At 62.3% G+C, this 21,787-nt stretch carries 25 protein-coding genes; 11 read left to right on the top strand and 14 right to left on the bottom strand.

The annotated features are described in order from the left end of the window. Positions 1-68: 68 nt before the first annotated feature. Both NKI18_RS09685 and NKI18_RS09680 read right to left on the bottom strand, forming a co-directional pair. On the bottom strand, positions 69-917 hold the full coding sequence (locus tag NKI18_RS09685; protein WP_352617848.1) for a MetQ/NlpA family lipoprotein: 849 nt from the start codon (positions 915-917) through the stop codon (positions 69-71). A 345-nt stretch (positions 918-1,262) separates the two neighbouring features. Next, positions 1,263-1,562 (bottom strand): DUF1236 domain-containing protein, encoded by a 300-nt coding sequence (locus tag NKI18_RS09680; RefSeq protein WP_352473090.1) that lies wholly within the window; start codon positions 1,560-1,562, stop codon positions 1,263-1,265. A gap of 204 nt (positions 1,563-1,766) precedes the next feature. Here NKI18_RS09680 and NKI18_RS09675 point away from each other — a divergent pair, with 204 nt between their 5' ends. Next, the gene (locus tag NKI18_RS09675; protein WP_352617951.1) at positions 1,767-2,555 is read left to right on the top strand and encodes a DUF1236 domain-containing protein; all 789 of its coding nucleotides are present in this window, start codon (positions 1,767-1,769) and stop codon (positions 2,553-2,555) included. A gap of 105 nt (positions 2,556-2,660) precedes the next feature. On the opposite strand, the gene NKI18_RS09670 is transcribed toward NKI18_RS09675, so the two are convergent. Next, positions 2,661-2,903 carry a polymerase gene (locus NKI18_RS09670; RefSeq protein WP_352617845.1) on the bottom strand — a complete coding sequence of 81 codons (243 nt, stop codon included), beginning with the start codon at positions 2,901-2,903 and terminating at the stop codon, positions 2,661-2,663. Between the two features lie 240 nt (positions 2,904-3,143). Then, a complete protein-coding gene (locus NKI18_RS09665; protein WP_352575226.1) occupies positions 3,144-3,698 on the bottom strand; it encodes a DUF4142 domain-containing protein in 555 nt (184 codons plus the stop codon). Between the two features lie 243 nt (positions 3,699-3,941). Between NKI18_RS09665 and NKI18_RS09660 the strand changes: the two genes are divergently transcribed. Next, a complete protein-coding gene (locus NKI18_RS09660; RefSeq protein WP_352821626.1) occupies positions 3,942-4,172 on the top strand; it encodes a hypothetical protein in 231 nt (76 codons plus the stop codon). A 75-nt stretch (positions 4,173-4,247) separates the two neighbouring features. Here the strand turns inward: NKI18_RS09660 and NKI18_RS09655 are convergent, their stop codons facing one another. Continuing rightward, positions 4,248-4,559: a hypothetical protein gene (locus NKI18_RS09655; RefSeq protein ID WP_023720549.1), complete on the bottom strand. Its 312-nt coding sequence runs from the start codon at positions 4,557-4,559 to the stop codon at positions 4,248-4,250. A gap of 309 nt (positions 4,560-4,868) precedes the next feature. Between NKI18_RS09655 and NKI18_RS09650 the strand changes: the two genes are divergently transcribed. Beyond that, positions 4,869-5,033: a DUF3309 family protein gene (locus NKI18_RS09650; RefSeq protein ID WP_023677107.1), complete on the top strand. Its 165-nt coding sequence runs from the start codon at positions 4,869-4,871 to the stop codon at positions 5,031-5,033. A 267-nt stretch (positions 5,034-5,300) separates the two neighbouring features. Here the strand turns inward: NKI18_RS09650 and NKI18_RS09645 are convergent, their stop codons facing one another. Continuing rightward, positions 5,301-5,498, bottom strand: coding sequence for a hypothetical protein (locus NKI18_RS09645; protein ID WP_292655400.1), 198 nt, complete (start codon positions 5,496-5,498; stop codon positions 5,301-5,303). A gap of 558 nt (positions 5,499-6,056) precedes the next feature. Between NKI18_RS09645 and NKI18_RS09640 the strand changes: the two genes are divergently transcribed. Both NKI18_RS09640 and NKI18_RS09635 read left to right on the top strand, forming a co-directional pair. Beyond that, positions 6,057-6,731 (top strand): Crp/Fnr family transcriptional regulator, encoded by a 675-nt coding sequence (locus NKI18_RS09640; RefSeq protein ID WP_502894902.1) that lies wholly within the window; start codon positions 6,057-6,059, stop codon positions 6,729-6,731. 169 nt (positions 6,732-6,900) lie between these two features. Further along, the gene (locus NKI18_RS09635) at positions 6,901-7,428 is read left to right on the top strand and encodes a YciE/YciF ferroxidase family protein (RefSeq protein ID WP_254815759.1); all 528 of its coding nucleotides are present in this window, start codon (positions 6,901-6,903) and stop codon (positions 7,426-7,428) included. 136 nt (positions 7,429-7,564) lie between these two features. Here NKI18_RS09635 and NKI18_RS09630 read toward each other — a convergent pair whose 3' ends face one another. Together NKI18_RS09630 and NKI18_RS09625 are read right to left on the bottom strand one after the other, a co-directional pair. After that, complete coding sequence (locus tag NKI18_RS09630) at positions 7,565-8,563, bottom strand: ATP-dependent DNA ligase (RefSeq protein WP_352617836.1); 999 nt, start codon at positions 8,561-8,563, stop codon at positions 7,565-7,567. Between the two features lie 30 nt (positions 8,564-8,593). Further along, positions 8,594-8,761 carry a hypothetical protein gene (locus NKI18_RS09625; protein WP_023677102.1) on the bottom strand — a complete coding sequence of 56 codons (168 nt, stop codon included), beginning with the start codon at positions 8,759-8,761 and terminating at the stop codon, positions 8,594-8,596. 226 nt (positions 8,762-8,987) lie between these two features. On the opposite strand from NKI18_RS09625, the gene NKI18_RS09620 reads away from it, so the two are divergent. Then, positions 8,988-9,692: an MgtC/SapB family protein gene (locus NKI18_RS09620; protein WP_031194456.1), complete on the top strand. Its 705-nt coding sequence runs from the start codon at positions 8,988-8,990 to the stop codon at positions 9,690-9,692. Positions 9,693-9,795: 103 nt separating this feature from the next. Further along, positions 9,796-11,058 (top strand): DUF763 domain-containing protein, encoded by a 1,263-nt coding sequence (locus tag NKI18_RS09615; RefSeq protein ID WP_352617833.1) that lies wholly within the window; start codon positions 9,796-9,798, stop codon positions 11,056-11,058. Positions 11,059-11,068: 10 nt separating this feature from the next. On the opposite strand, the gene NKI18_RS09610 is transcribed toward NKI18_RS09615, so the two are convergent. From NKI18_RS09610 to NKI18_RS09585, 6 genes are all read right to left on the bottom strand, one after another. Then, positions 11,069-11,512 (bottom strand): PPC domain-containing DNA-binding protein, encoded by a 444-nt coding sequence (locus NKI18_RS09610; protein WP_352617831.1) that lies wholly within the window; start codon positions 11,510-11,512, stop codon positions 11,069-11,071. 24 nt (positions 11,513-11,536) lie between these two features. Next, on the bottom strand, positions 11,537-11,689 hold the full coding sequence (locus NKI18_RS09605; protein WP_352617829.1) for a peptide ABC transporter permease: 153 nt from the start codon (positions 11,687-11,689) through the stop codon (positions 11,537-11,539). A 201-nt stretch (positions 11,690-11,890) separates the two neighbouring features. Continuing rightward, positions 11,891-13,606 (bottom strand): HAD family hydrolase, encoded by a 1,716-nt coding sequence (locus NKI18_RS09600; RefSeq protein WP_352617827.1) that lies wholly within the window; start codon positions 13,604-13,606, stop codon positions 11,891-11,893. Between the two features lie 4 nt (positions 13,607-13,610). Continuing rightward, positions 13,611-14,582: an SDR family oxidoreductase gene (locus NKI18_RS09595; protein WP_352617825.1), complete on the bottom strand. Its 972-nt coding sequence runs from the start codon at positions 14,580-14,582 to the stop codon at positions 13,611-13,613. Positions 14,583-14,644: 62 nt separating this feature from the next. After that, complete coding sequence (locus tag NKI18_RS09590; protein WP_352617824.1) at positions 14,645-15,742, bottom strand: FAD-dependent oxidoreductase; 1,098 nt, start codon at positions 15,740-15,742, stop codon at positions 14,645-14,647. Positions 15,743-15,751: 9 nt separating this feature from the next. Then, positions 15,752-16,075 carry a hypothetical protein gene (locus tag NKI18_RS09585; protein ID WP_352617823.1) on the bottom strand — a complete coding sequence of 108 codons (324 nt, stop codon included), beginning with the start codon at positions 16,073-16,075 and terminating at the stop codon, positions 15,752-15,754. A 202-nt stretch (positions 16,076-16,277) separates the two neighbouring features. Between NKI18_RS09585 and NKI18_RS09580 the strand changes: the two genes are divergently transcribed. From NKI18_RS09580 to NKI18_RS09565, 4 genes are read left to right on the top strand one after another with little or no spacing between them, the layout of a single operon-like run. Then, the gene (locus tag NKI18_RS09580) at positions 16,278-16,934 is read left to right on the top strand and encodes a cytochrome c3 family protein (RefSeq protein WP_502900680.1); all 657 of its coding nucleotides are present in this window, start codon (positions 16,278-16,280) and stop codon (positions 16,932-16,934) included. After that, positions 16,918-19,902, top strand: a complete 2,985-nt coding sequence (locus tag NKI18_RS09575) for a TAT-variant-translocated molybdopterin oxidoreductase (protein ID WP_352617819.1) — start codon at positions 16,918-16,920, stop codon at positions 19,900-19,902. The genes NKI18_RS09580 and NKI18_RS09575 overlap by 17 nt, the downstream gene beginning before the upstream one ends. Then, positions 19,895-21,262, top strand: coding sequence for an NrfD/PsrC family molybdoenzyme membrane anchor subunit (nrfD, locus tag NKI18_RS09570; RefSeq protein ID WP_352617817.1), 1,368 nt, complete (start codon positions 19,895-19,897; stop codon positions 21,260-21,262). The genes NKI18_RS09575 and nrfD overlap by 8 nt, the downstream gene beginning before the upstream one ends. Next, positions 21,259-21,786 (top strand): DUF3341 domain-containing protein, encoded by a 528-nt coding sequence (locus NKI18_RS09565; protein ID WP_352449571.1) that lies wholly within the window; start codon positions 21,259-21,261, stop codon positions 21,784-21,786. The genes nrfD and NKI18_RS09565 overlap by 4 nt, the downstream gene beginning before the upstream one ends. The last annotated feature ends 1 nt before the right edge of the window (position 21,787 follow it).

The raw sequence follows: 21,787 nt of genomic DNA, 5'->3' as shown, positions 1-21,787 counted from the left end.
ATCGCGGTCCGCGTTGGAGCGCGGACCGCTTTATCATGCCGGGCTTCGGCGCCAAGTCGAGCTCGGCATCAATAGGCGCTGATGCCGGTTCCCTTGTAGACCCGGTCGAATTCGGCCTTCACCTTTTCGTTCTGGTAGGAGGCGACCAATGTCTTTACCCAGGGCTGGTTTTCATTGCCGGCCTTGACCGCGATGAAGTTGCGGTAGGGATTGTCGGCCACCGCCTCCTGGGCGATGCGGTTCTCCGGTGTGAGGCCGCTTTTAAGCGCCCAATCCGTGTTGACCACGGCCCCGTCGAGGTCTTCCACCGAGCGCCCGACAATCCCGGCATCAAGCTCCTTGACGACCAATTTCTCCGGGTTTTCGGCAATGTCGGTCGTCGTAGCCAGAATGCCGGTGCCTTCCCTGAGCTTGATCAGACCTTCGCTCTGCAGAACGCGCAGTGCGCGGCCCTCATTGGACGGGTCGTTCGGCACGCCAATGACGGCGCCTTCGGGCAGGTCGGCAATCTTCGTGTACTTCTTGGAATAGAGGCCGATCGGCCAGACCCCGGTATAGCCGACCGGGACGATGTGATAGCCCTGCGTCTTGATCTGGTTGTCCAGATAGGGCTTGTGCTGGAAGGCGTTGGCGTCAATTTCGCCACGCTCGAGTGCTTCATTCGGCTGGGTGTAGTCGTTGAACACCACGGTCTCGATCGTCAGCCCCCTCTCCGCCGCCTGGGCGGTGACGACGCGCCACACATCCTCGTCCTCGCCGCTCATGATGCCGACCTTGACCGCCGTCTTGTCTTCGGCGAACGACGGCGCAGCAAGGCCGACAATCCCAACCGCCGACGCGAAAAGTACAGCCAGACCGGCGCGCCCGTTTATACTTGCGGAGAGAAATGAGAGCAAAGTGTTGGTGTTCCCAGACATGATCTATCCCGTCGGTTCTGAAGTCGTTGTGGCCAGGCGGAGTGCCAAGCCTTGCCGGCATCATCGGGAATGCTGACCGTCGGATCAAAGCACCGTATTTCCCGCGAAATGCGAAGCCGGGAATATTCTCTCAAAGTTTCGGGCCTGGCGAGCACAGGGAGTGCTGGGATCATGCGTTCTAAGCCAATGCTGGTTCAGAAATTGTCCGGACGTCGTCTCCGCGATGAGACCCGCCGTGCTTCGAAGCGGCGGGCCTTTCTGCGTCCGAATGCCCAACATGGGCAGCAGTGTGGGATGTCGACAATGCTGGACGCGCCGCATGTCCCTTCAAAGCGACGCGCTTGCTCACTCGATGACCTTCACGATCCTGCGCGTGCCAGGATCGACCAGGACGGTCCGATTGTCGACGACGACATAGCGGTATTTGACGTCGGGAACCTCATGAAGCTCGACGGTATCGGGCAGGGTCGAGCCGACATTGAGCTCCACGCCGGGAAGCTGGACGGACGCCAGAGGCTGCTTTTTCACATACTCGCGTACGATCGTCTCCTGCTGCGGTTCGATGACCACGTCCTGAGCGGCAGCGGCGCCAACACCCGCAAGCAGCAAGAACCCTGCCGCGGCTGCCGAAAGATGCATTCTCATGATCGTCTCCTTTCGTCGTGAGCCACCTCTGCGCTGCGCCGCGTCATGCTGTTCGCAGCGGGGTCGCTATAGGCCGGTAACGTCATCAGGTGGAGCTTGTTCCGCAACTCGGATCGCTTGCCGTTTCCCTCCATTAGTTTGGAACAAAGTTTTTTAGCCGCGGTTTTACGCGGTGAAGGGACGCGTTTTCCAAGGAGACCTCTCATGAAAGGCGTTCTGATCACCAGCATGCTAGCAATCAGCGTCAGCTGCGGGGCCGCACTTGCCCAGACGCAGCAGTCGACCGACGACCAGTCCGGCGCCAATTGTGCAGCCGGCACTGCCAATTGCCAGAACGGCGCCAAAATGGGCGAGCAGGCTCAGGGCAAGGCCGGCGCTGCAACTGATCAACAGGCGCAAGGCAACAAGAAGCTGAAGACCGATGAGCAAGCCAAAGGCAAGGCCGGCGCAACGACTGACCAGCAAGCCCAGGGCAAGCCGAAGCTGAAGACCGACGAGCAAGCCCAGGGCAAGGCCGGTGCTACGACTGACCAGCAGGCCACGGGCAGCACCAAAATGAAGGCCGACGAACAGGCCCAAGGCAAGGCCGGAACCACCACTACCGAGCAGGCCCAAGGCAACACGAAAATGAAGACCGAGGAGCAGGCTCAGGGCAAGACTGGGACCACGACCACCGAGCAGACTCAGGGCAATGCCTCGACGCAGACGCAAGACCAGAGTTCGACCGCGTCCATCAACAATGTGACCGTTGAACAGAAGACGGAGATCACGCAGGTCATCAAGGAGACGGACGTCCAACCGGTTTCCAGCGTCGATTTCGACATCTCTGTCGGTGTCGAGGTTCCGCGAAAGAAGGTCCGGCTGCATCGCCTGCCGGCGCGCATCGTCAAGATTGTTCCGGCTTACGAAGGCTATGAGTATTTCGTGCTCGCCGACGGCCGGATCGTCATCGTCGACCCGAATACCTACAAGATCGTGATTATCCTGACCTAGTCGTGGCCAGACGGTCTACCGTGGGTTGATGCACCAAAAAGGCCCGCCGCGCAGCTCGGGCGGCGGGCTTTTCCGTACCCGGCTCCAGCGTCTGCAAATCGCAGATCACGGTCCGTCCTCGGGGCGAGGAGCGAGCACGGTGTGATCGACGGTGTCGGGAAGGCATGGACTTGGAGCGCAGCTTGTTCGGACTGACGCGGTGGTCATGGCATCGATATCCGTAACCAGCACCATTCTCGCGTAGTGCCGCGGCCACAGCGACTCTCCAAACAGGACGAAGACGCCGCCAATCATCAAGGCCAGCAACATGAGTGCCGTAACATTTGCAAATATCTCGCCGTAGCGCATGAAGGCAGCCTGTCCCGTTCGGAAAGCGATTTCAGCCTGTGACAGCGGCGACCAGGACGGCGCCGAAAGCCGGCGCTACTATCCTTGAGGCCCGCGAATGCCGCCTTCCATTGGATCCTCCCCGAACAAGCCGGATAAATAACGGCACTCTCGGTGCTTTGTTCCCGGCCGTGTGGCCGGACGACAGCCGCGTCACACAGGCCGTGTGTGGGGCGGCCTTTCGAAAGGCACTCTTCGCTCTCATTGATGCGCGGCAGCGAGGTCCTTGAGATGACGTTCGTGCATTTGCAGCACCGGCAGCGTCTTCTTGGCAAACTCTTTCATCGCCGGATCGTCGCCGGAATTCGCGTAAGCGGAAAACAGCGCCACCGCTTCCTTATGCGCCTGGGTCTGCATGTCGATATATTTCGATTGGAAGCTGTCCCCGCTGGCCTCCTTGAGTTGGTCGAGCAGCGCCTGGTGCTTGGTGTCCAGCGACGGGCCGGCTGGCGCGGTGGCCGAAGTCGTCTGACCCTTGCTGAGCGCCGCCTTGAAGTCCTCGCCGGCCTTGGTGTGGTCCGTGACCATTTGCGCCGCGAATGCCTTCACGTCGTCGGCAGTCGCCTGCGTCTGCGCAAGTCGGCTCGATTCGATTTCGAATGTATTGGCGATGGGCACGGTCTTGACGAACGTCGCGGTGTCAACCTTGCTCATGGTGTCGGTCGTTAGAGGCGTCAGCGTCGCCGATTGGGCAAAAGCAGCCAAAGGTGCGCCAGCCATCATCGCTGCCGCAGTGATGGATAGAAGGGTTTTCATGGGGGTTCTCCGAGGCTGATGTCATCCCTCCGATGGCTCAACGCGCAAGCTGCGGCGAGGTTGCCTGGTCGTGGCGGCCACAGCCGCCGCCACGCCAAACAATGGTTTGGAAACGCAAAACAAAAGACGCCGGCTGCGTCCTGCAAAGTGCAACGCAAGCCACGAGATCGGAATCGTACAAGCTCTTTCGCTTTGCGGCAGTCTTGCTATCGTTGGCTGGGAGAGAGATGGGTGGAGGCTTCCGTGGGGCAGATCAAGTCGCCGCTAGGAATCGGTATTGACACCGACGCTGCCGTTCATACCATCATGGCCGACTATCATTCCGGCGACATTCTCTCGACCACCGTCGTCATAGCCGATTTGCGCAAACGCTTTCCCCGGTTCCGGCAAACCGACGAGGAGCTGGTTGGCTTCATCGTTCGGGCGCTGGACGGTCGGGATATCGCGGTCAGCTTCGACCACCGCGGCCGCTAGGCTGATCTTACGGCAAAACCAGCCGGCCGCGGAGCTTATGCTCCGCGGCCTCGTCAGGCTGTGATGACCGGGCGCTTACTTGCCGCAGTGGTTGTCGTTCACCGTCGGCGCCATCGTGCCCGGAGCCTTGCCGGTCGCATCGGGCAGAGCCCCCTGCGGGCCCGGCGGGCAATTCCGGTCGGCATTCGAATTCGTCGTTGAGAAATCGCGAATGCTATTGGTGATGGTCGAATCCGTGCCGGTGTCAGGGCCGCCATTATCCGGGACTACGACCGTCCGCCCGCTACCGTCGGCAGCGGCTCCGGACGGGTCGCCGACGTTCTGGGCCATCGCTGACGTGGCCAGACCGATCGTAAGCGCCGAAGCTGCGAGAATTTTCGTGAGCATGATGCTTCTCCTTTTTACGAGGGTCGTCGCGTTGCGACTACGAAAACAACCGTTCGGGCGGGCGAAGGTTCCGACAAATTCCCCATGAAATTCAGCATGTTCTCAGGTGTTCAAGGCGGCCGCCATGTCATTCTCCGCGGGCATGCTTCTGTGGACTTTTCTAACGGCACAGCCCGGCATTTTGCTCGCCGCATGAGCGTACGCCTTACCGTTCCGCCGGAACAGGAATGCTTCTTGCGAGTTCATACCTTTGTACAATGCGACGCGCTGATGCGAATGGCGGCAGCGCAAACAAGGAGAGCAGACATCATGGGCCTTGGAACCATTCTCATCATAATCTTGGTCCTTGCCTTGCTTGGCGGCTTCAGCGGCTTGGGCGGCGGACCGTTCTATGGCACCGGCTATTACGGTGGTGGCGGCCTCGGCCTGGTGTTGCTTATCGTCATTATCCTGGTCCTGCTTGGGCGCATTTAATGCATGTCGCGCAAAAGTGTGCAGCGGTTTTGTGATAGCGACATGCATAAAACAGGTACCTAAAGCGCATCGCATGAGGCCAGTCGAACGCGACGCGCCTTAGTGTCACGCTCGCGACAAAAACGCCTGCCGCTTGGCAACAAGCGCCGGGCGTTTTGTCGTGAAGAGACAAGATTTCCAAGATCCTTGGCCAACCAGGATCCCTGGCTAAAAAGGGCGACCCGGTGCCGAACCTTTCGGCACCGAGAACACCACCATAGCAGCAGCTTAGTGTTGGCGATCGGCGGCCAGCGCTTCTTTCAGATCGGCGCTGAGCACGCCTTCGTTGAACAGCGACATGATACGGGCGGCCAACCGCTCGCGGACAGGACTGTCGTCCGCAACACCCAACTCGCGGCAGCAGTCGTCGAGCGCTTTTTTCAGCACGCTCAGTTCGGCTGGAGTTGCTGCACCTTGCATCGACATGCCATCCTCCCTTGAAAAAGGGCGAAAGCGCGAAGCGTCTTTCAAGCGTCCACTCGCCATGTCTGTGTGGACGACTCCAATTCAATTAGCGCCGCTCTCGTCCAAACTCAATGTACGGAAATTACCAAACAGACAATTTGGGAACGACTGCCTTGCACCTGCATTGTTGCTGCGATCCAACCCACCCCTCATTTGGATCATTGGGCGTAGCCCACGACGCCCGAATGGAGCCCGTTGCATCCCTCGCGACGGGCTCTTTCGCGTCCGGTGACCTCAATTGTCGTTTTCGTACCAAACCGTCTTTGGTACGTTTCCAACTCTAACTTTCAGTCGGATGTTTTCGTAGGCAAGCGGCAGGAGAAACTGTCGTGCATCGATTCATTTTTTTATTTAGTAGGCTCCATACCTTTCAGTGCCTATATGAGCGTTATCGTCCGCAGGTTATACCGGGCGCGGACGGCTGGGAGATAAAAAAGCTCTTGCCCTGTTTTGGGGCCAGCTATGTCTGATCCAGCAAGTTCCAATAGAAATCTATACAGAAACAAGCTGTTGCGCCGGATGAGCGCCGGCGATTTCGCATCTCTCGAGCCGCACATCGAGCGCTGTTCGCTGGAGTTACGGCAATCGCTCGAAGTGTCCGGATCGCCGATCGAGGCCATTTATTTCCTCGAGGACGGCATCGGTTCGGTGGTTGCGAAAATGCCGAACGGCAGCGATGCGGAAGTTGGCCTTGTCGGCTTGGAAGGTATGACCGGCTCGGCCCTGATAATGGGCGACGACCGTACGGTCCATGATTGCTATGTGCAGCTGGCGGGAGAAGCCGCCAGGATCGACGCCGAGCCGTTCAAGGCGGCGCTGACGCAAAGCCCGACGCTGCGGCTGTTCTTGCTGCGCTACGTGCAATATCTGCATGTCCAGACTGGCTATACCGCGCTGGTCAACGCGCGATCGAAACTTGAAGACCGGCTGGCGCGCTGGCTGCTCATGTGTGACGATCGGGTGGACGGCGGCCGGCTGACGATCACTCACGAATTCCTGTCGATCATGCTTGGCGTAAGGCGTCCGGGTGTCACGGTCGCGCTGCAGCTGCTCGAGGGGCGAGGGCTCATCCGGTCCCGCCGCGGCGAAATTATCATTCGCGATCGCGATGGTCTCGTCGCACTGGCGGATGGCGGCTACGGCCTGGCCGAGGCCGAATATACCCGCCTGGTCGAGCATATCGGCGAGCGCTGACGGCGCTTTCCTGGCCGATTGCTGCCGCAGGTCGAGGCCCCTTGCGACACTACACGGCGGGTCGGAAAAATTTTCAAAGCTCCCGGACCGTCAGGGAACTTGTTTCCCGTCGGAGGGTTATGGGACGCCTCTACTTTGCGAGGCGGCACCAACCATTCGGGAGAGGATCATGGCAACCACGAAAAAGGCCGCGAAGGCGGCAAGCAAGGGCCTTGAGGATCTGTTCCTCGACGGGCTCAAAGACCTCTACTACGCCGAGAAGAAGATACTGAAAGCGCTGCCTAAAATGGCCAAGGGCGCGGAGTCGGAAGAAGTGACCGCCGCCTTCGAGAAACACCGCATGGAAACCGAAGGACATGTCGACCGCCTGGAAGAGGTGTTCGAGAAATTTGGCAAGCCGGCCCGCGGCAAAACCTGTCCGGCGATTGACGGAATCATCGAAGAGGGCTCGGAAATGCTCGAGGAGTATAACGGTGCTCCCGCGCTCGACGCCGGGCTTGTCGGTGCGGCGCAAGCCGTCGAGCATTACGAGATCGCTCGCTACGGCACTTTGATCGCGTGGGCGGAAGAACTCGGCAAGAGCGACGTTGTCGAGTTGCTCAGGGCAACTCTCAAGGAAGAGGTCGCGACGGACGAAGCGCTTTCCAAGCTCGGCGAAAGCGGTGTCAACGAACGCGCAATGCAAGAAGCCGCTTGATCTCAAAACCGCAACCGAGCCTCGGAAATGGTTGCCAAGGCTCGGTTGGCCGCGGTGAACCGGTGAATTCTGCATTGGTCTGTCATGAACGGTAGAGCGGGCAGCTAGAGCGTTGAAGCGGTGCATCGCTGCGGGCTTACTCGATCTGATCGAACGTGCATTGCCGGGGCTCTTTGTCCGGCCGCCAGCGCAACAGCTTGGTTCCGTGCCGGAACCGGTCGCCTGTCACATGGTCGAAACGAACCTCGACCACCAGTTCAGGCTTTATCGGCTCCCATTGTCCGCTGCGCTCCGTGCTCCAGCGGCTTGGCCCGCCCGGCGCCTTGCCGGTGAAACCCGGTTTGGCCCGCAGTTTTTCCAGCCGCCTGGTCAGCGCCGCCCTGTCGTCCTTGCCGATGGTCGAGGTGAATCCGACATGGTCCAGCCTGCCTTCGTTGTTGTAGAGGCCAAGCAGCAGAGATCCGACTTCGTTGCTGCCGGCGAGATAGCGAAAGCCGCCGACCACACAATCCGCAGTTCGCAGCCGCTTGACCTTGACCATGGCGCGCTCACCGGGCCGGTATGGCCCGGCGATCAGTTTTGCAACGACACCGTCGGTCGAGCCATGGCCGGCGCCTTGCAGCCAGCGCTCGGCGGCAGCGGCGTCGTGCGTGCATTTGGACAGGCGCAGTTCGGGCCGTGCCGCCGACGCGACAAAGGCCTCAATCGCCTGCCTCCTGGTGGTGAGAGGCTCTTCGATGATGATCCCGCCGCCGGGTTCGGCCAGCATGTCGAACAGGACCAGCATGGCAGGCGTCTCGAGGCTCAACTTGCGGATCCTGCTTTCGGCGGGATGAAGGCGCATTTGCAGGACCTCGAACGAGGACGATCCGTCGACCTCGATGACGATTTCGCCGTCGGCAACAAACCGCCGCGACCTCACATCGCGCAGCACCGCGACCAGTTCGGGAAAGTAGCGGCCAAGCGGCTTGCCCGATTTTGCACGCAGATCGACGGCATCGTCGCCCTTGAACACGAGGCAGCGAAACCCGTCCCATTTCGGTTCGTACTGCCAAAGCCCGTCGCCGCCAGGAATTGCGTCGGCGGCTTTGGCTTCCATCGGACGAAGGTCGAGCGGCAACGGAAATGCGGTCATGGCTGGTCCGCGCCGCCGCTGAGGCATTCGCTACCGCCGTCGGCCATTCCCCTGCGCCCCGCTTTCCCGCCTCGGCACCTTGCGGCCGGTTTGGTCGGGTGAAGGCGACCGCGGATCGACCTCGTCGGACCCACCGATCTCCTTGGTGATGCGATAGGCCAGATAAGCGACGGCTCCGGCAAGCAGCAAGCGGACCATGACTGCAAATCCTTCGTTGGCGTGAACCCACCAACCCGCAGGCCGAAGGTTTTGTTCCGCCGCTGCCCATTGCCGGGGTGGATCGTCGGCGGCGCAACCAAAATCCAAGCGCATCGTTTGTTGCTTATCGACGAAAAGAATTTGCGATGAAGACGCTCTTGCCCTTGTTCACTTTGACCCTGGCGCTATTCCTGGCCAGCAGCGCTTGGCCTGACGGGTGACCGCGATGCTCCTCGTTGTTCCGGTCTGGCAGGACATCGCGGCACGACTGCTTCTGACCGCGCTCGCCGGCCTGTTGATAGGCCTCAACCGCGAGGCGCGCGGGCACGCGGCGGGGCTACGCACCACCGTGCTGGTCGGATTGGCCGCCGCCATCACAATGATCCAGGCCAGTATTCTGCTCGAGACCGTTGGCAAGCACCCGGATTCGTTTGCATCGATGGACGTCTTGCGCTTTCCGCTGGGCGTGTTGACCGGCGTCGGCTTTATCGGCGGTGGCGCCATTCTTCGCCGCGGCAATCTTGTCAGCGGCGTCACCACGGCGGCCACGTTGTGGGTGATGACGGCGATCGGATTGGCTTTCGGTGGTGGCCAATACGGCTTGGGCGCGGCCGGCACGGCGCTGACGCTGGCCACCTTGCTGGTCCTGAAATGGGTGGACCTTCGAATGTCGCGCGAACACCATGCCCAGTTGGCACTGACGTGGAAGGCCGCGGCTCGACAGGAGCTCGATGCGCTCATCGGGCCGCTTGGCTACCAGGCACGCCTCGTCGCAATAGAGAGGCGCCCAGATCTCAAGGACCCTGTGTTCTCGTTCGAGATCAGTTGGAGGCGGCCCGACACGGGCGCACCGCCAATGGATCTGCTGGCATCGGTGGGCGAGCATTGCGAAATCCAGAAGTTTGATCTCCTCAGCGAACCTGCCCGCTAGCTGGCGGCTTGCAACGATCGCGGCCTGAATCAGGCCATAGCTTCTCCACACCCCTTTCGATACCTATCTTTCGAGGCAGGACTCAAGGAGCAAGCAAAAGAGCGTGGCACAGCGATCGGGAAGTGCTGATCTCCCACTTCACGGCGGACGCGTGCCGAAATGGCTCAGCGACCGCATGACGCGGCTTGGCGCGGTCATGTGCGAGGCGATCATCCACCATTACGGCCGCGATGAGTTGCTGCGCCGGCTGGCGCATCCGTTCTGGTTCCAGTCCTTTGGCGCCGTAATGGGGATGGACTGGCACTCTTCCGGCATCACCACCAGCGTCGTCGGTGCCTTGAAGCGCGGTCTGTCGCCGCTTTCCGGCGAACTCGGCATCCACGTTTGCGGCGGCCGCGGCGCGCATTCGCGCAAGACCCCGCACGAGCTTGCCCTGATCGGCGAGCGTGTCGGCCTCGACGGGCAAGGCCTCGCGACTGCCAGCCGGCTTGTCGCCAAGGTGGACAGCGCCGCGGTCCAGGACGGTTTCGATCTCTATCTGCACGGCTTTATCGTCACCGACGACGGCAAGTGGGTGGTGGTGCAGCAGGGCATGAACGGCGACAGCAAGGTGGCGCGCCGCTATCACTGGCTGTCCGAAGGCCTGAAGAGCTTTGTCGACCAGCCGCATGCTGCCATCGAGGGCGCCAACCAGGGCGAGATCGTCAACCTGACCGACCGGCGCGCTGAAGCGTCGCGCCAGGGACAACTGGACCTTCTGCACGACCTTGGACCGGATCGCATCGTGAGGGAGCTTGCCGCTTTGGAGCGGGGTTCGGCGCCAGCGCCGGAGCCGGCACAAAAGCTGCTGCCGCATCTGGTGATGCCGGCGCACCACGATGTGCGCGAAAGCGATGTCGTCATGCGCCGCCTGCACGGCAACATCGCAGCGGCGGCCGAGCGCGGCCCGACAGATTTCGCCGGGCTTCTCCTCGTGCCCAATGTCGGCGCGCGCACGGTGCGGGCGCTGGCGCTGGTCGCCGAAGTCGTGCATGGCGCGCCGTGCCGTTTTTCCGATCCAGGCCGTTTCTCGCTGGCGCATGGCGGTAAGGACAGGCACCCGTTCCCCGTGCCGCTGAAGGTCTATGACGAGACGATCGGCGTGCTGAAGTCGGCTGTCCAGAAGGCCAGGCTCGGCCGTGACGAAGAGATCGGCGCGTTGCGGCGGCTGGACGACCAGTCGAGGCAGGTCGAGCGCTATGTCACCGGCCCAAGCCTGAAGGAAATCGTCGCCGGGGAGTTCGAGCAATCGCATCTGCTCGGCGGCCGCAGCGTCTTCGGTTGGGAGGTCGTACCCGAAACGGCCGCAGTCAAATCAACGAAGTGATCGGCTCAGATCAAGCCTCCAAGTCGATCAGGGCGACGCCGAGTTCGGGACGGTGCCTGCGGCGCAGATGGCCAGGCGTCTCCACCAATGTGACCTCGAGCGTCGGCCGCACGATGCCGTCCAGCAGATGACCGCCCCTCGTGGTGCCGTCACTCAATCCAAGGACTGCGTGGACGTGCAGGCTGGGCTTGCCGTCGTCGCCGATGGCAACATCGCCGATCGCGCTCAGCACTTCACACTGTTCCCGGACGGGGATTTTCCGGTAGGTCCTTTCTCCAGGGTCGAACCAGCCGACAGTTGCCCTTTCGAAAGCACCTAGCGCGGTCAGCGACGCACTGCCAATGCCGTTGTCAACGGCAAAGGACGTCAGCTGCGCAAACGCCTCTTCGCCGGGATCAAGCACAACGACGAACGTTCTCTGTCCGGCGCTTTCGGCAACAAACTGTGATTTCATGATTTCGCTCCAGCCGTCAGGAATTCAAATCCACCACACCAGCAATGCCAGCAAGACGAGACCCACCAGGCCGGCGATGAAAGTGATCCGGCGCGCCCGCGTCCGCAGGATGATCTCGCCCTGCCGCGCCTGTTCCGCTGAAAAGACAGGACCATCCTTGTCCCGGTCGTTGCTCATCCATCGTCTCCTTTCGGGCAATTATTCAGCATTGAATAGATCTGGCGCCCGATAGAACACAATCTCGTTTGGCGGATGAGGTTCCACGATGGACCATCGACGGTTGGAGCCGACTGGGACTCGGCCGTCTGCCGAGGCGGGACGGAGATCGATCACGAAGTGAACCCAGCCGGCTTGGGACCGGCTGGGCGCCGTTTGCATCTATTCCTTCGGCGCGGTCGCGGGCGCGGTATAGCGGCGGCGCACCGCGTCCAGGACGTGGTTGCGGCTCTCCTGCGCCGAAAGTGTGCCGTCTTTCTCCGCTTCGGCGGTTTCGCGCGCCAGTTCCTTGTCCCTGATCTGGTGGCGAAACCATTCGGAATAGTCGCCGGCGCGCAAATGATGTTCCCAGGTCCTGTCGTCGATGCCCTCGGCGATCTGGGCGAAAATCATCAGATTATGGGCGCGGAGGTTCATCGCATTGTCGGGGCCGCGGAAATAGAAGCTGCCCTTCTCGTCCAGCTGGCCCTCGGCATATTTGCGGCTGTGGCGCTTGAGCGACTGTCGCGGTTCGATCGGCTCGACCATGGCAGGTTTCTTGCGCGCCTGCGGCCGCCAGAACAGCACGCGCTCGTCTTTTGGAGAGTTCAGGTTCTTGTGCTTTGGCGGTTCGGTGCCGGTCTCGTGACAGAACGTCTTGATGACCTTTTTCGCCTTGGGGCCGAGTGCGATGACGGCGGTGACCAGCCGCAATGCCTCGGTTGAGATCGCGTCCGGATGAACCGTGATCAGGATCGTGCCCGGCAATTCCATGGCCAGCACCATTGGCGTGTCGTCGCGCCGCTTCGGCAAGAGGTGATGCGCTTCGTCGATGATCAGCCAGTGTGGTCGTGCCGTGCGGAAGCGAACACCGCCAAGGCCCGGCAGCAGGTCGGCAAAGAAGTCCGGCCGTTCGTTGACGCGCAGCGCCAGGCCATTGACGACCAGATTGTTGTCCGGCTTCTCCAGGAGATCGAGCAACTGCGTCTTCGTCGGCGCGTTCGAGCCGTCGCCCAGCCGGACGGCGCCTTCGAGGCCGTCATAGTCGCCTTCCGGATCGAAGATGCAGAACTGGAACTTTCTCTCGACGAAGCGCTCCGTCAGTGCGGTCGCCAGGGTCGATTTGCCGATGCCGGAGCTGCCGGCGATCAGCACCGTATCGGTTGGCGACAGATACACCTCCTTGCCATCCTCCGAGCCAAGCAGAATGCCGTCGCGGTTCGGCACAAGCTCGCGATCGCGCTCGACCACCTTGGCGATCAGTTCCTCGACGCCTTTTCCGCGCGCGCCGCGTGTCACGAGATCCGCCGTATCCTTGACTGCCGGCAGTGCGTTGTCGACGGCGACGCTGAAGCCGCAGGCGCGCAGGAAGGCGTGGTCGTTTTCGGCGTCGCCGACACCGACGACGTTGTGCGGCGACAATCTGAGGTCCTGAAGCGCGGCTGTCAGCCCGGTCGCCTTGTTGATGCCGCTGGGCAGGATCATCACCGCGCCCTTGTTGAAGATGATTTCCAGCTCCAGCCCCAATTTCTTGATGACCTCGAGCGCGGTAGCCTGATGCGGTTCCCAGGTTGCGACGATCGAGCGTCCGACCGAAAGCGGTTTGACACCGCGTTTCCTGAGTTTGGCGATGAACTCGGGGGCGGGCGGCGGAGATATCGTCCGCTCCTCCTCGCTGGCCGGCGTGTAGATCAGCGCCCCGTTTTCCGCGACCACCTTGTCGAAGATCGCGACTTCGGGAAAGACGCGTTTCAGGTCGGGCAGCTCGCGCCCGGTGACGAGAATGAGTTTGCGCCCGCTCTTCTTGAAGCGTTCAAGCGCCGCAAGCGTCTTCTCGGCAACGAGCCCTTCATGCGCCAGCGTGCCGTCATAGTCAGTGGCCAGGGCAATGAAATACATGCCGTCAATAGCCGCCCACGATCGGCAATATCTCGCCGGTGATGTAGCTCGAGCAGTGCGGCGAGGCGAGGAACACGTAGGCCGGCGCGATCTCCTCCGGCTGGGCCGGCCGTTTCATCGGCGTGTCAGCGCCAAATTTCGAAACATCGCCGGCTTCCTTGTCCGAGGGGTTGAGCGGCGTCCAAACCGGGCCTGGCGCCACGGCGTTGACCCTTATGCCCTTCTCGACAAGGTTGCCCGAGAGCGCTCGGGTGAAGGCATGAATGCCGCCCTTGGTCATGGAGTAATCGACCAGTTGCTTCGAGCCCTCGATGCCGGTCACTGAACCGGTATTGATGATCGCCGAACCGGGTTTCATGTGCGGCACGGCCTCCTGCGCCATGTGGAAATAGCCGTAGAGGTTGGTCTTCAGCGTCGTGTCGAAATGCTCCTCGGTCAGCTCGCTGAAATCGCTGGAGTGGATCTGGAAAGCGGCGTTGTTGACCAGCACGTCGATCCGCCCAAACTCCTGCACGATCTCAGCCACCGCGTTGTGGCAGTGGTCGCGTTCGCTGACATCGGCCTTGATCAGGATGCAGCGCCGGCCTTCCGCTTCGACGGCCCTTTTGGTATCTTTGGCGTCCCTATCCTCTGAGAGATAGATGATCGCCACATCGGCGCCTTCACGCGCATAGAGCACGGCCACGGCACGGCCAATGCCTGAATCGCCGCCGGTAATGACGGCCACTTTGCCGTCGAGCTTTTTCGATCCGATATAAAATGGCGCATCGTAAAGCGGCGCCGGCTTGATCGCCCATTCATGGCCCGGCTTCGGCTGGTGCTGCTCGGGGAAGGGCGGCTCGGGATATTTGCGGGCGCCGGCCTGCATGGCGCCTTTTTGCTTGCCATTGGATTTGGACTTGTCCTTCTCGTCGATACGGCGCTGGATATGCCGCTGCTTGGCGGCCTCGCCGGCGATTTCCGATTTCATCTGCATGGTCATCTCCCTGGCTTGAAACCCAACAACGCATGTCCGGCGAAAAGGTTTATGCGACCACGTCATTCCTTGAGCCCGGCGACACGCTCCAGCAGCGGCCGTTGCAGCAGCGGCAGATGGCCGACGACGCTGAAGGCCGCGTTCCTGACGCCTTGCATGATGCCGTTGTCCGATTGGGCCAGCGAGAGGATGCGCTCGCTGAGCGTGATCCACCGTTGCCCCACCGGGTGGCGTTCGCTTGTGTAGCCGGCAAGCGTTCCGTCGACGAAACGCCTGGCGAATGACGCGGCGTCCTCGATGCCGAGATTCATGCCGCGCGCGCCCAACGGCGAATGCACATGCGCGGCATCGCCTCCCAGGAAGACGCATGCGGTTTGATAGCGCGGCGCCTGTCGTATCGGAATATGGAAGCGGTCGGCCCGCAACAACCGCGTGATCCGGTAATTGCCGGGGATGCGCGCCAACGCATCCTCGCTGTTTGAAACCGCGCGATAGCGCTTCTCGCCGATCGGGATGATGAAACCGACGTCGCCGTTCCTGTGAAGAAATGCGTGGGCGGCCATCGGCTCATAGGGCCAATCGTCGATGTCGGCGTCGGCAATGCTCCATTGCCGCCGATGCGTGTAGCCATCGAAGCCGATGCCCATGGCATCACGCACCGTGCTTTGCGCACCGTCGGCTCCGAAGACAAGGTCGAAACTTGCCTCGTCACGGCCGTCTGGCGCCTCGATCCGCACCTCGGCCCGGCCTTTGTGCTCGGCCATGCTGACAAATGTGCTTCGCCATTCGACGTCGATGCCAAATCCCTTGAGCGTATCGGTCATCAGCGATTCGGTGTCGCGCTGCGGCAGCGACAGCAGGAAATTATGGCGGTGGGGCAGGATCGAGAAATCGATCTCGCCGAGCGCTCGTCCTTCGAAGTAGAAACGGGCTCGGCGAATTTTCAATCCTTCGGCGAGCAATCGGGCAGCGACTTTGGACGGTTCAAGGATGTCGAGGCTGTGCGAACTGATGCCGACCGCCTTGGCGAGCGGCGTCGGGCCCTCCTTGCGGTCGATGATGCGAGGTGCAATGCCGCGCCTTGCCAGTTCGACTGCCGCCGTCAGCCCGGTCGGGCCGGCGCCGACGATCAGGATGGAAGCGTCCCGCGAAGCCGGCATCGTCGGGCGTCAGCTTTTTGGCAGTGCGTATGCAATGATGTCGTCGCCGATCCTGGTCTCCATGAAATGGTGGCCGCCGGGTGCAAGGGTCGCCAGCCAGGTCAGGACATAAAGCCATACACCGGCGGCATTGCCGACAAGCAGCAGGCTGCCGGCGGCCAGCAGGGCGATCCCGGCGGGCAGATAGTGCCAGGATCCGCCCAGCGCGATCAGCCAGGCACCGCCCCCTCCGATCAGCAGGCCGAGGATCGTCAGCAGCGCGCCGACGAACATCGTCCACCAGAGGGCAACGCCGGACCGGCGGCGAATGGGATGGGGGTAGGGGATGGTCATGATGCCTATCCGGGTGAAACAGAACGTGACCTCATCCGAACGTATGGAGGGTTCGATGGTTTCCGGTCAGCCCGACCTGATGGGCCAGGGCGGGGTAACCATTCTGTGATCTCCGCTGCTCCAGCCGGAACTTACCCACGCAGCCGCAGTTAGGCACCTTGGGGGGTGAATACGGTTTGCTGGATGCGAAATCGGCGAGGGGATGCCGCAGGTCTTTTCAAAGAGTGCCAACGGCATTTCACGCTTCGCTCTGTGGGGCGCGTGTTTCATGGCGATCTTTGCGGCTCTCGGCGGTACCGCCGTCTTGCGTTCGGACTTCGTCACCGGCGTTGGCCGGCCGTTGGCGCAACCAGTGCCGTTCAGCCACAGGCACCATGTCGGCGAGCCCGGCCTCGATTGCCGTTATTGCCATAGCGGCGTCGAGACTGCGTCATCGGCGGGTCTGCCGGCGACCGAGGTGTGCATGACCTGCCATTCGCAGCTGTTCACCAACGCGGACATGCTGGCGCCGATACGAGCAAGCCTTGCTTCCGGGCAGCCATTGCAGTGGCAGCGGTTGAACAGTGTTCCCGACTTCGTTTATTTCAATCATTCGATCCATATCGCTAAAGGCGTCGCCTGCGAGACGTGCCATGGCGAGGTCGACGACATGCCGCTGATGCGGCGGGCGCACGCACTATCGATGGAATGGTGCCTGGCATGCCATCGCGATCCCGAGCCTAATTTGCGTCCGCCGCAGGACGTGTTTCTGATGCACTGGAAGCCACCGGCCGGCATCGCCGAAATCCGCCGGTCACTCATCAGCCTTCTCGATATCCACCCCGAGACCATGACCGACTGTTATGTCTGCCACCGCTGACAAACCGATCGCGGCTCCAGATATGGCCGGCCTGCGCGAACGGCTTTCGCCCGGCCCGGAGCTGTGGCGAAGCCTCGACGAGCTCGCCGATACGCCGGAATTCCGCCGCTTCGTCGATGCCGAATTTCCCTCGATCGCCGAGCGCATCCCGCGGCTCGACCGGCGCACGCTGCTGAAGCTGATGGGTGCATCGCTGACGACCGGGCTTGCCGCGTGCAGCCGGGACGAAGACATCCTGCCTTATATCCGCCAGCCGGAAAACATCGTTCCCGGCAAGCCGCTTTATTACGCGACCACGCTTTCGAGCGATGGCTACGGTATCGGTGCGGTGGTCGAAAGCCATGAGGGCCGGCCGACCAAGGTGGAAGGCAATCCCGACCATCCGGCCTCGCGCGGTGCGACGGACGCCATCATGCAGGCGGCGGTGCTGTCGCTTTTCGACCCCGATCGCTCGCGCATGCCGCTGAAACACGGCGAACCGGCGGCCTATGGCGACTTCCTTGCCGACATGGCCGAGCTCACCTCGCGGCTGGCCGGCTCAGGCGGTGCCGGCGCGGCGCTGCTGATCGAGGCGACGACCTCGCCCACCATGAAGGCGCAGATCGAGGCGCTGCGCGCGCGCTACCCCAGGCTGAGGCTGTTCCAGCACGATCCCCTGGCAACGCCGTCCGGCGCCGAAGCCACGCAGACCCTTTTCGGCAGGGCGCTTGCACCGGTCTACCGGTTCGATCGCGCCGACGCGATTGTCAGTCTCGACGCGGATTTCCTGGGCGAGGGCCCCGGCCGTCTCGCTTACGCCCGTGACTTTGCCGCGCGGCGTCGCGTGCGCCGGGCGGACGATACGATGAGCCGGGTCTATGCGGTGGAATCGACGCCGACGATCACCGGCGCTGCCGCCGATCACCGCAGGCCGGTGCGGCCGAGCGAGGTCGAAGCCGTCGCCGCGGCGCTGAGCGCGGTGCTTGGCGGCGAAGCGGCGCCAAGCGCCTTGGCACTGGACCCGGCCTGGTTGGCTGCCACTGCGGACGACCTGAAGGCGGCCGGCCGCTCGGCGCTGATCGTGCCGGGTGCCCATCAAACACCGTTCGTCCATGCCGCAGCCCTTGCCATGAATGCGCGGCTTGGTGCGCTTGGCAACACCGTGGAACTGATCGAGCCGCCCGACGCGATGCCCATCGAGGGCGACCTCGCTGCACTTTGCCAGGCGATCGCCGCGCGAGATATCGACACCGTTGTCATACTCGGCGCCAATCCTCTCCACACCGCACCTGCGGGGTTCGATGTCCGCGACGTGTTTTCGCAGCTGAAGCTTCTTGTCCACTGGGGTCTCTACCGCGACGAAACCGCCTTCGTCGCACACTGGCATGTCCCTGCTGCGCATGATCTCGAGAGTTGGAGTGACCTGCGCGCCCATGACGGAACCGCGTCGATCGTGCAGCCGCTGATCAGGCCGCTTTACCAGGGGCGGGCGGTGCATGAAATCCTGGCCGTGCTTGGCGGTGAATTAGCTGTTTCTGCGCTGCCGCTCGTCCGCCGGACATGGGCACAAACGACTTGGGCGCAAGCACTGGACGATCCCGCGTGGCGAAAGGCGCTTCGCGACGGCTTTGTATCCGGCAGTGCCAGCACTCCAGTCGATGTTGCGATGCCGGCGGATTTGCGCGGCCTGAACCCGCGCGTCGAAGCGGCCAAAGGCGTCGAAATCCGTTTCGTCGCCGATCCCTGGCTGCGCGACGGACGCAACGCCAACTCGTCCTGGCTGCAGGAATTGCCGCGGCCACTGAGCAAGATCGTCTGGGGCAATGCAGCGCTGATGTCGCCAGCGACGGCGGGGCGGCTTCAGGTGGAAAACGCCCGGGTCGTCAATATCGCCTCGAACGGCACGGACATCGATGCGCCGGTCTGGGTCATGCCTGGCCATCCCGACGAGACCGTGACACTTGCTCTGGGCTTCGGCCGGAAGCTTGGTTCGGTGGCAGCACTCGCCGACGGCCACGACGCGTACAGGCTGCGAAGCCTCGAGGCTCCCTGGATCGTCTATGGCGCCACGGTCGCGCCGCGGGACGGCAGTGCGCGGGTCATCACCACGCAACACCATCAGGCGATGGAGGGCAGGGCGATCGTTCGCCATGCCTCGCTCGAGGCCTTCCGCAAAAATCCACATTTCGTGCGCGACGGCGCCCCGCCCGCGCCAACCGGATCGCTCTATCCCGACTGGCAATACAGCCAGGAAGCCTGGGGCATGTCGATCGACCAGTCGGCATGCATCGGCTGCATGGCTTGCGTTTCTGCCTGCCAGGCGGAAAACAACATCGCCACCGTCGGGCCGGACGAGTCGGCACTCGGCCATGAGATGCATTGGCTGCGGATCGACCGCTACTACTCCGGCCCGCTCGACGATCCCGACGTCTTTTTCCAGCCGGTGCCTTGCATGCATTGCGAGAAGGCGCCGTGCGAGGTCGTCTGTCCGGTCAACGCCACCACCCACACCCATGACGGGCTGAACGCGCAGGTCTACAACCGCTGCATCGGCACGCGCTACTGCTCGCAGAACTGCCCCTACAAGGTGCGGCGCTTCAACTTCCTGGACTTCCAGGAATTCGACAAGGATGCGGCCGGACCGAAACAGGCCGCGCACAATCCAGACGTCAGCGTCCGTTCGCGCGGTGTGATGGAAAAATGCACCTACTGCGTCCAGCGCATTTCCGAAAAACGCATCAAGGCGCAGATCGAAAACCGCCACATCGCCGACGGCGAAGTGGTGACCGCCTGTCAGCAGGCCTGCCCGACACAGGCGATCGTTTTCGGGGACCTCAACAGCAAGGGCGCCGCTGTCGTGCAGGAAAAAGCAGCGCCGCAACACTACGCCTTGCTCGAGGACCTCAACACGCGACCCCGCACCACCTATCTCGGCAAGATCAGGAATATCAACGGCCGTCTCTCGCCAGGCGGGAAAGCCGATGGCTGAGGCTATTGCTGGAAAACCGGGCGCACTGCCCGTTCTGCGCGGCCGGCACGACCTTCCGGAGATCAGCGGCCGTATCAGTGCGATCGTCCTCGACGGCAGGCTGCCGCGCTATTTCTGGACCGCGTTTTTCGCCTGCTTCGTCTTCGTCCTCATCTTTCTCTATTCGATTACCTATCTGATCTCGGTCGGCGTTGGCGCCTATGGCGTCAACATTCCGGTTGTCTGGGGCACGATGATTGGCAATTTCGTCTGGTGGATCGGCATCGGCCATGCCGGCACGCTGATCTCGGCGGTGCTCCTGCTTCTGCGCCAGCCCTGGCGCGCCTCGATCAACCGCTTTGCCGAGGCGATGACGCTGTTTGCCGTTGCGATGGCCGGGCTTTTCCCGATCCTGCATCTCGGCCGCCCGTGGTTCTTCTACTGGCTGCTGCCGCTGCCCAACACGCATATGCACTGGCCGCAATGGCGCAGCCCACTGGTCTGGGATTTCGCGGCGATCGCCACCTATGCCAGCGTTTCGCTGATGTTCTGGTATATGGGCCTGCTGCCCGATCTCGCCGTCCTGCGCGACCGGGCGAAATCGCGCCCGGCGCAGCTGTTCTACGGGATACTGGCGCTCGGCTGGCGCGGTTCGGCCTTTCATTGGGCGCGCTACCAGACGGTCTATTTCCTGATGGCGGCACTGGCCACGCCGCTGGTCGTCTCGGTGCATTCGATCGTCTCGCTCGACTTCACCTTCGCCATCACGCCGGGCTTCCATTCGACTATCTTTCCTCCCTATTTCGTTGCCGGCGCGCTGCTGTCCGGCTTCGCCATGGTGCTTACCATCGCCATCCCGCTGCGCTGGGCGTTTTCGGTCCAGGATCTGATCACGCTGCGGCACATGGACAATGCCGCCAAGCTGATGATCGCCGCCGGCATGATCGTCATCTACGGCTATGCCTCCGAGGCTTTCTTCGCCTGGTATTCGGGCGAAACCTATGAGCGCACGATGATGTGGCAGCGCGCCTTCGGACCTTATGCGCCGCTGTTCTGGACCATGCTCGCCTGCAACGGCGCTGTTTTGCAATTGCTCTGGTTCCGGCGGGTGCGCCTCAACATGGCGGTGCTGTTCGCCATTGCCCTGATCATCAACGTCGGCATGTGGATCGAGCGCTATGTCATCGTCGTCACCGGGCCAAGCCACGATTACCTGCCGTCGTCCTGGGGCGAACAATCACTGAGATGGCTCGACTTCGGCATCCTGTTCGGCTCGATCGGCACCTTCTTCGCATTGGTCTTCCTGTTCATCCGCGTCCTGCCGGCCATCACCATTTTCGAGGTCGAGGAGCTGGCCGGGGAGAGGGGCGGCGCAAGATGAGCCTTTACGGCGTCATTGCGGCTTTCGCCGATCCCGAAGCGCTGACCGAGGCGGTCCGCACCATGCGGGCGCGCGGCTACCGGCGCATGGACGCGTTCTCGCCGTTCCATGTGCATGGGCTGGCCGACATGCTCGGCATGCGCAAGACGCGCTTGCCATGGGCCATCCTTGGCGGCGCCATCGCCGGCGCGGTGTTTGTCTATGGCCTGATCCTCTATTCGGTCGAGATCGATTTTCCGCTCAATGTCGGCGGCCGGCCGCTGCATTCCTGGCCGGCCTTTCTCGTCATCGCCTTCGAGGCCGCGATACTTGGCGCTGCGCTGGCCGCATTCTTCGGCATGCTGGCCGCCAATCGCCTGCCCGAATATTACCACCCGGTCTTCAACGCCACGAGCTTCACCTATGCGCGCGGCGGCAAGTTCTATCTGCTCGTCGAGGCCGCCGATCCGAAGTTCCGCAAGGGCGTGACCAAGGGCCAGCTGACACGGCTCGGCGCCGAAACCGTCGAGGAGGTGGAGGCGTGAA

Source organism: Mesorhizobium sp. M0800, assembly GCF_040320095.1.
Lineage (GTDB): Bacteria > Pseudomonadota > Alphaproteobacteria > Rhizobiales > Rhizobiaceae > Mesorhizobium.
Note: the sequence above shows the minus strand (reverse complement) of the source record. Positions and strands in the feature narration are given on the sequence as shown.

Excerpts from the sequence above, each read along its gene's own strand:
- NKI18_RS09585 (WP_352617823.1), bottom strand. The coding sequence starts at position 16,075 with ATGACCATCCCCTACCCCCATCCCATTCGCCGCCGGTCCGGCGTTGCC.
- NKI18_RS09630 (WP_352617836.1), bottom strand. The coding sequence starts at position 8,563 with ATGACCGCATTTCCGTTGCCGCTCGACCTTCGTCCGATGGAAGCCAAA.
- nrfD (WP_352617817.1), top strand. The coding sequence starts at position 19,895 with ATGGCTGAGGCTATTGCTGGAAAACCGGGCGCACTGCCCGTTCTGCGC.
- NKI18_RS09650 (WP_023677107.1), top strand. The coding sequence starts at position 4,869 with ATGGGCCTTGGAACCATTCTCATCATAATCTTGGTCCTTGCCTTGCTT.
- NKI18_RS09600 (WP_352617827.1), bottom strand. The coding sequence starts at position 13,606 with ATGTATTTCATTGCCCTGGCCACTGACTATGACGGCACGCTGGCGCAT.
- NKI18_RS09665 (WP_352575226.1), bottom strand. The coding sequence starts at position 3,698 with ATGAAAACCCTTCTATCCATCACTGCGGCAGCGATGATGGCTGGCGCA.
- NKI18_RS09605 (WP_352617829.1), bottom strand. The coding sequence starts at position 11,689 with ATGAGCAACGACCGGGACAAGGATGGTCCTGTCTTTTCAGCGGAACAG.
- NKI18_RS09590 (WP_352617824.1), bottom strand. The coding sequence starts at position 15,742 with ATGCCGGCTTCGCGGGACGCTTCCATCCTGATCGTCGGCGCCGGCCCG.
- NKI18_RS09580 (WP_502900680.1), top strand. The coding sequence starts at position 16,278 with ATGCCGCAGGTCTTTTCAAAGAGTGCCAACGGCATTTCACGCTTCGCT.
- NKI18_RS09610 (WP_352617831.1), bottom strand. The coding sequence starts at position 11,512 with ATGAAATCACAGTTTGTTGCCGAAAGCGCCGGACAGAGAACGTTCGTC.
- NKI18_RS09680 (WP_352473090.1), bottom strand. The coding sequence starts at position 1,562 with ATGAGAATGCATCTTTCGGCAGCCGCGGCAGGGTTCTTGCTGCTTGCG.
- NKI18_RS09565 (WP_352449571.1), top strand. The coding sequence starts at position 21,259 with ATGAGCCTTTACGGCGTCATTGCGGCTTTCGCCGATCCCGAAGCGCTG.
- NKI18_RS09635 (WP_254815759.1), top strand. The coding sequence starts at position 6,901 with ATGGCAACCACGAAAAAGGCCGCGAAGGCGGCAAGCAAGGGCCTTGAG.
- NKI18_RS09595 (WP_352617825.1), bottom strand. The coding sequence starts at position 14,582 with ATGCAGATGAAATCGGAAATCGCCGGCGAGGCCGCCAAGCAGCGGCAT.
- NKI18_RS09640 (WP_502894902.1), top strand. The coding sequence starts at position 6,057 with ATGAGCGCCGGCGATTTCGCATCTCTCGAGCCGCACATCGAGCGCTGT.
- NKI18_RS09685 (WP_352617848.1), bottom strand. The coding sequence starts at position 917 with ATGTCTGGGAACACCAACACTTTGCTCTCATTTCTCTCCGCAAGTATA.
- NKI18_RS09575 (WP_352617819.1), top strand. The coding sequence starts at position 16,918 with ATGTCTGCCACCGCTGACAAACCGATCGCGGCTCCAGATATGGCCGGC.
- NKI18_RS09625 (WP_023677102.1), bottom strand. The coding sequence starts at position 8,761 with ATGGTCCGCTTGCTGCTTGCCGGAGCCGTCGCTTATCTGGCCTATCGC.
- NKI18_RS09655 (WP_023720549.1), bottom strand. The coding sequence starts at position 4,559 with ATGCTCACGAAAATTCTCGCAGCTTCGGCGCTTACGATCGGTCTGGCC.
- NKI18_RS09620 (WP_031194456.1), top strand. The coding sequence starts at position 8,988 with ATGCTCCTCGTTGTTCCGGTCTGGCAGGACATCGCGGCACGACTGCTT.
- NKI18_RS09670 (WP_352617845.1), bottom strand. The coding sequence starts at position 2,903 with ATGCGCTACGGCGAGATATTTGCAAATGTTACGGCACTCATGTTGCTG.
- NKI18_RS09645 (WP_292655400.1), bottom strand. The coding sequence starts at position 5,498 with ATGTCGATGCAAGGTGCAGCAACTCCAGCCGAACTGAGCGTGCTGAAA.
- NKI18_RS09675 (WP_352617951.1), top strand. The coding sequence starts at position 1,767 with ATGAAAGGCGTTCTGATCACCAGCATGCTAGCAATCAGCGTCAGCTGC.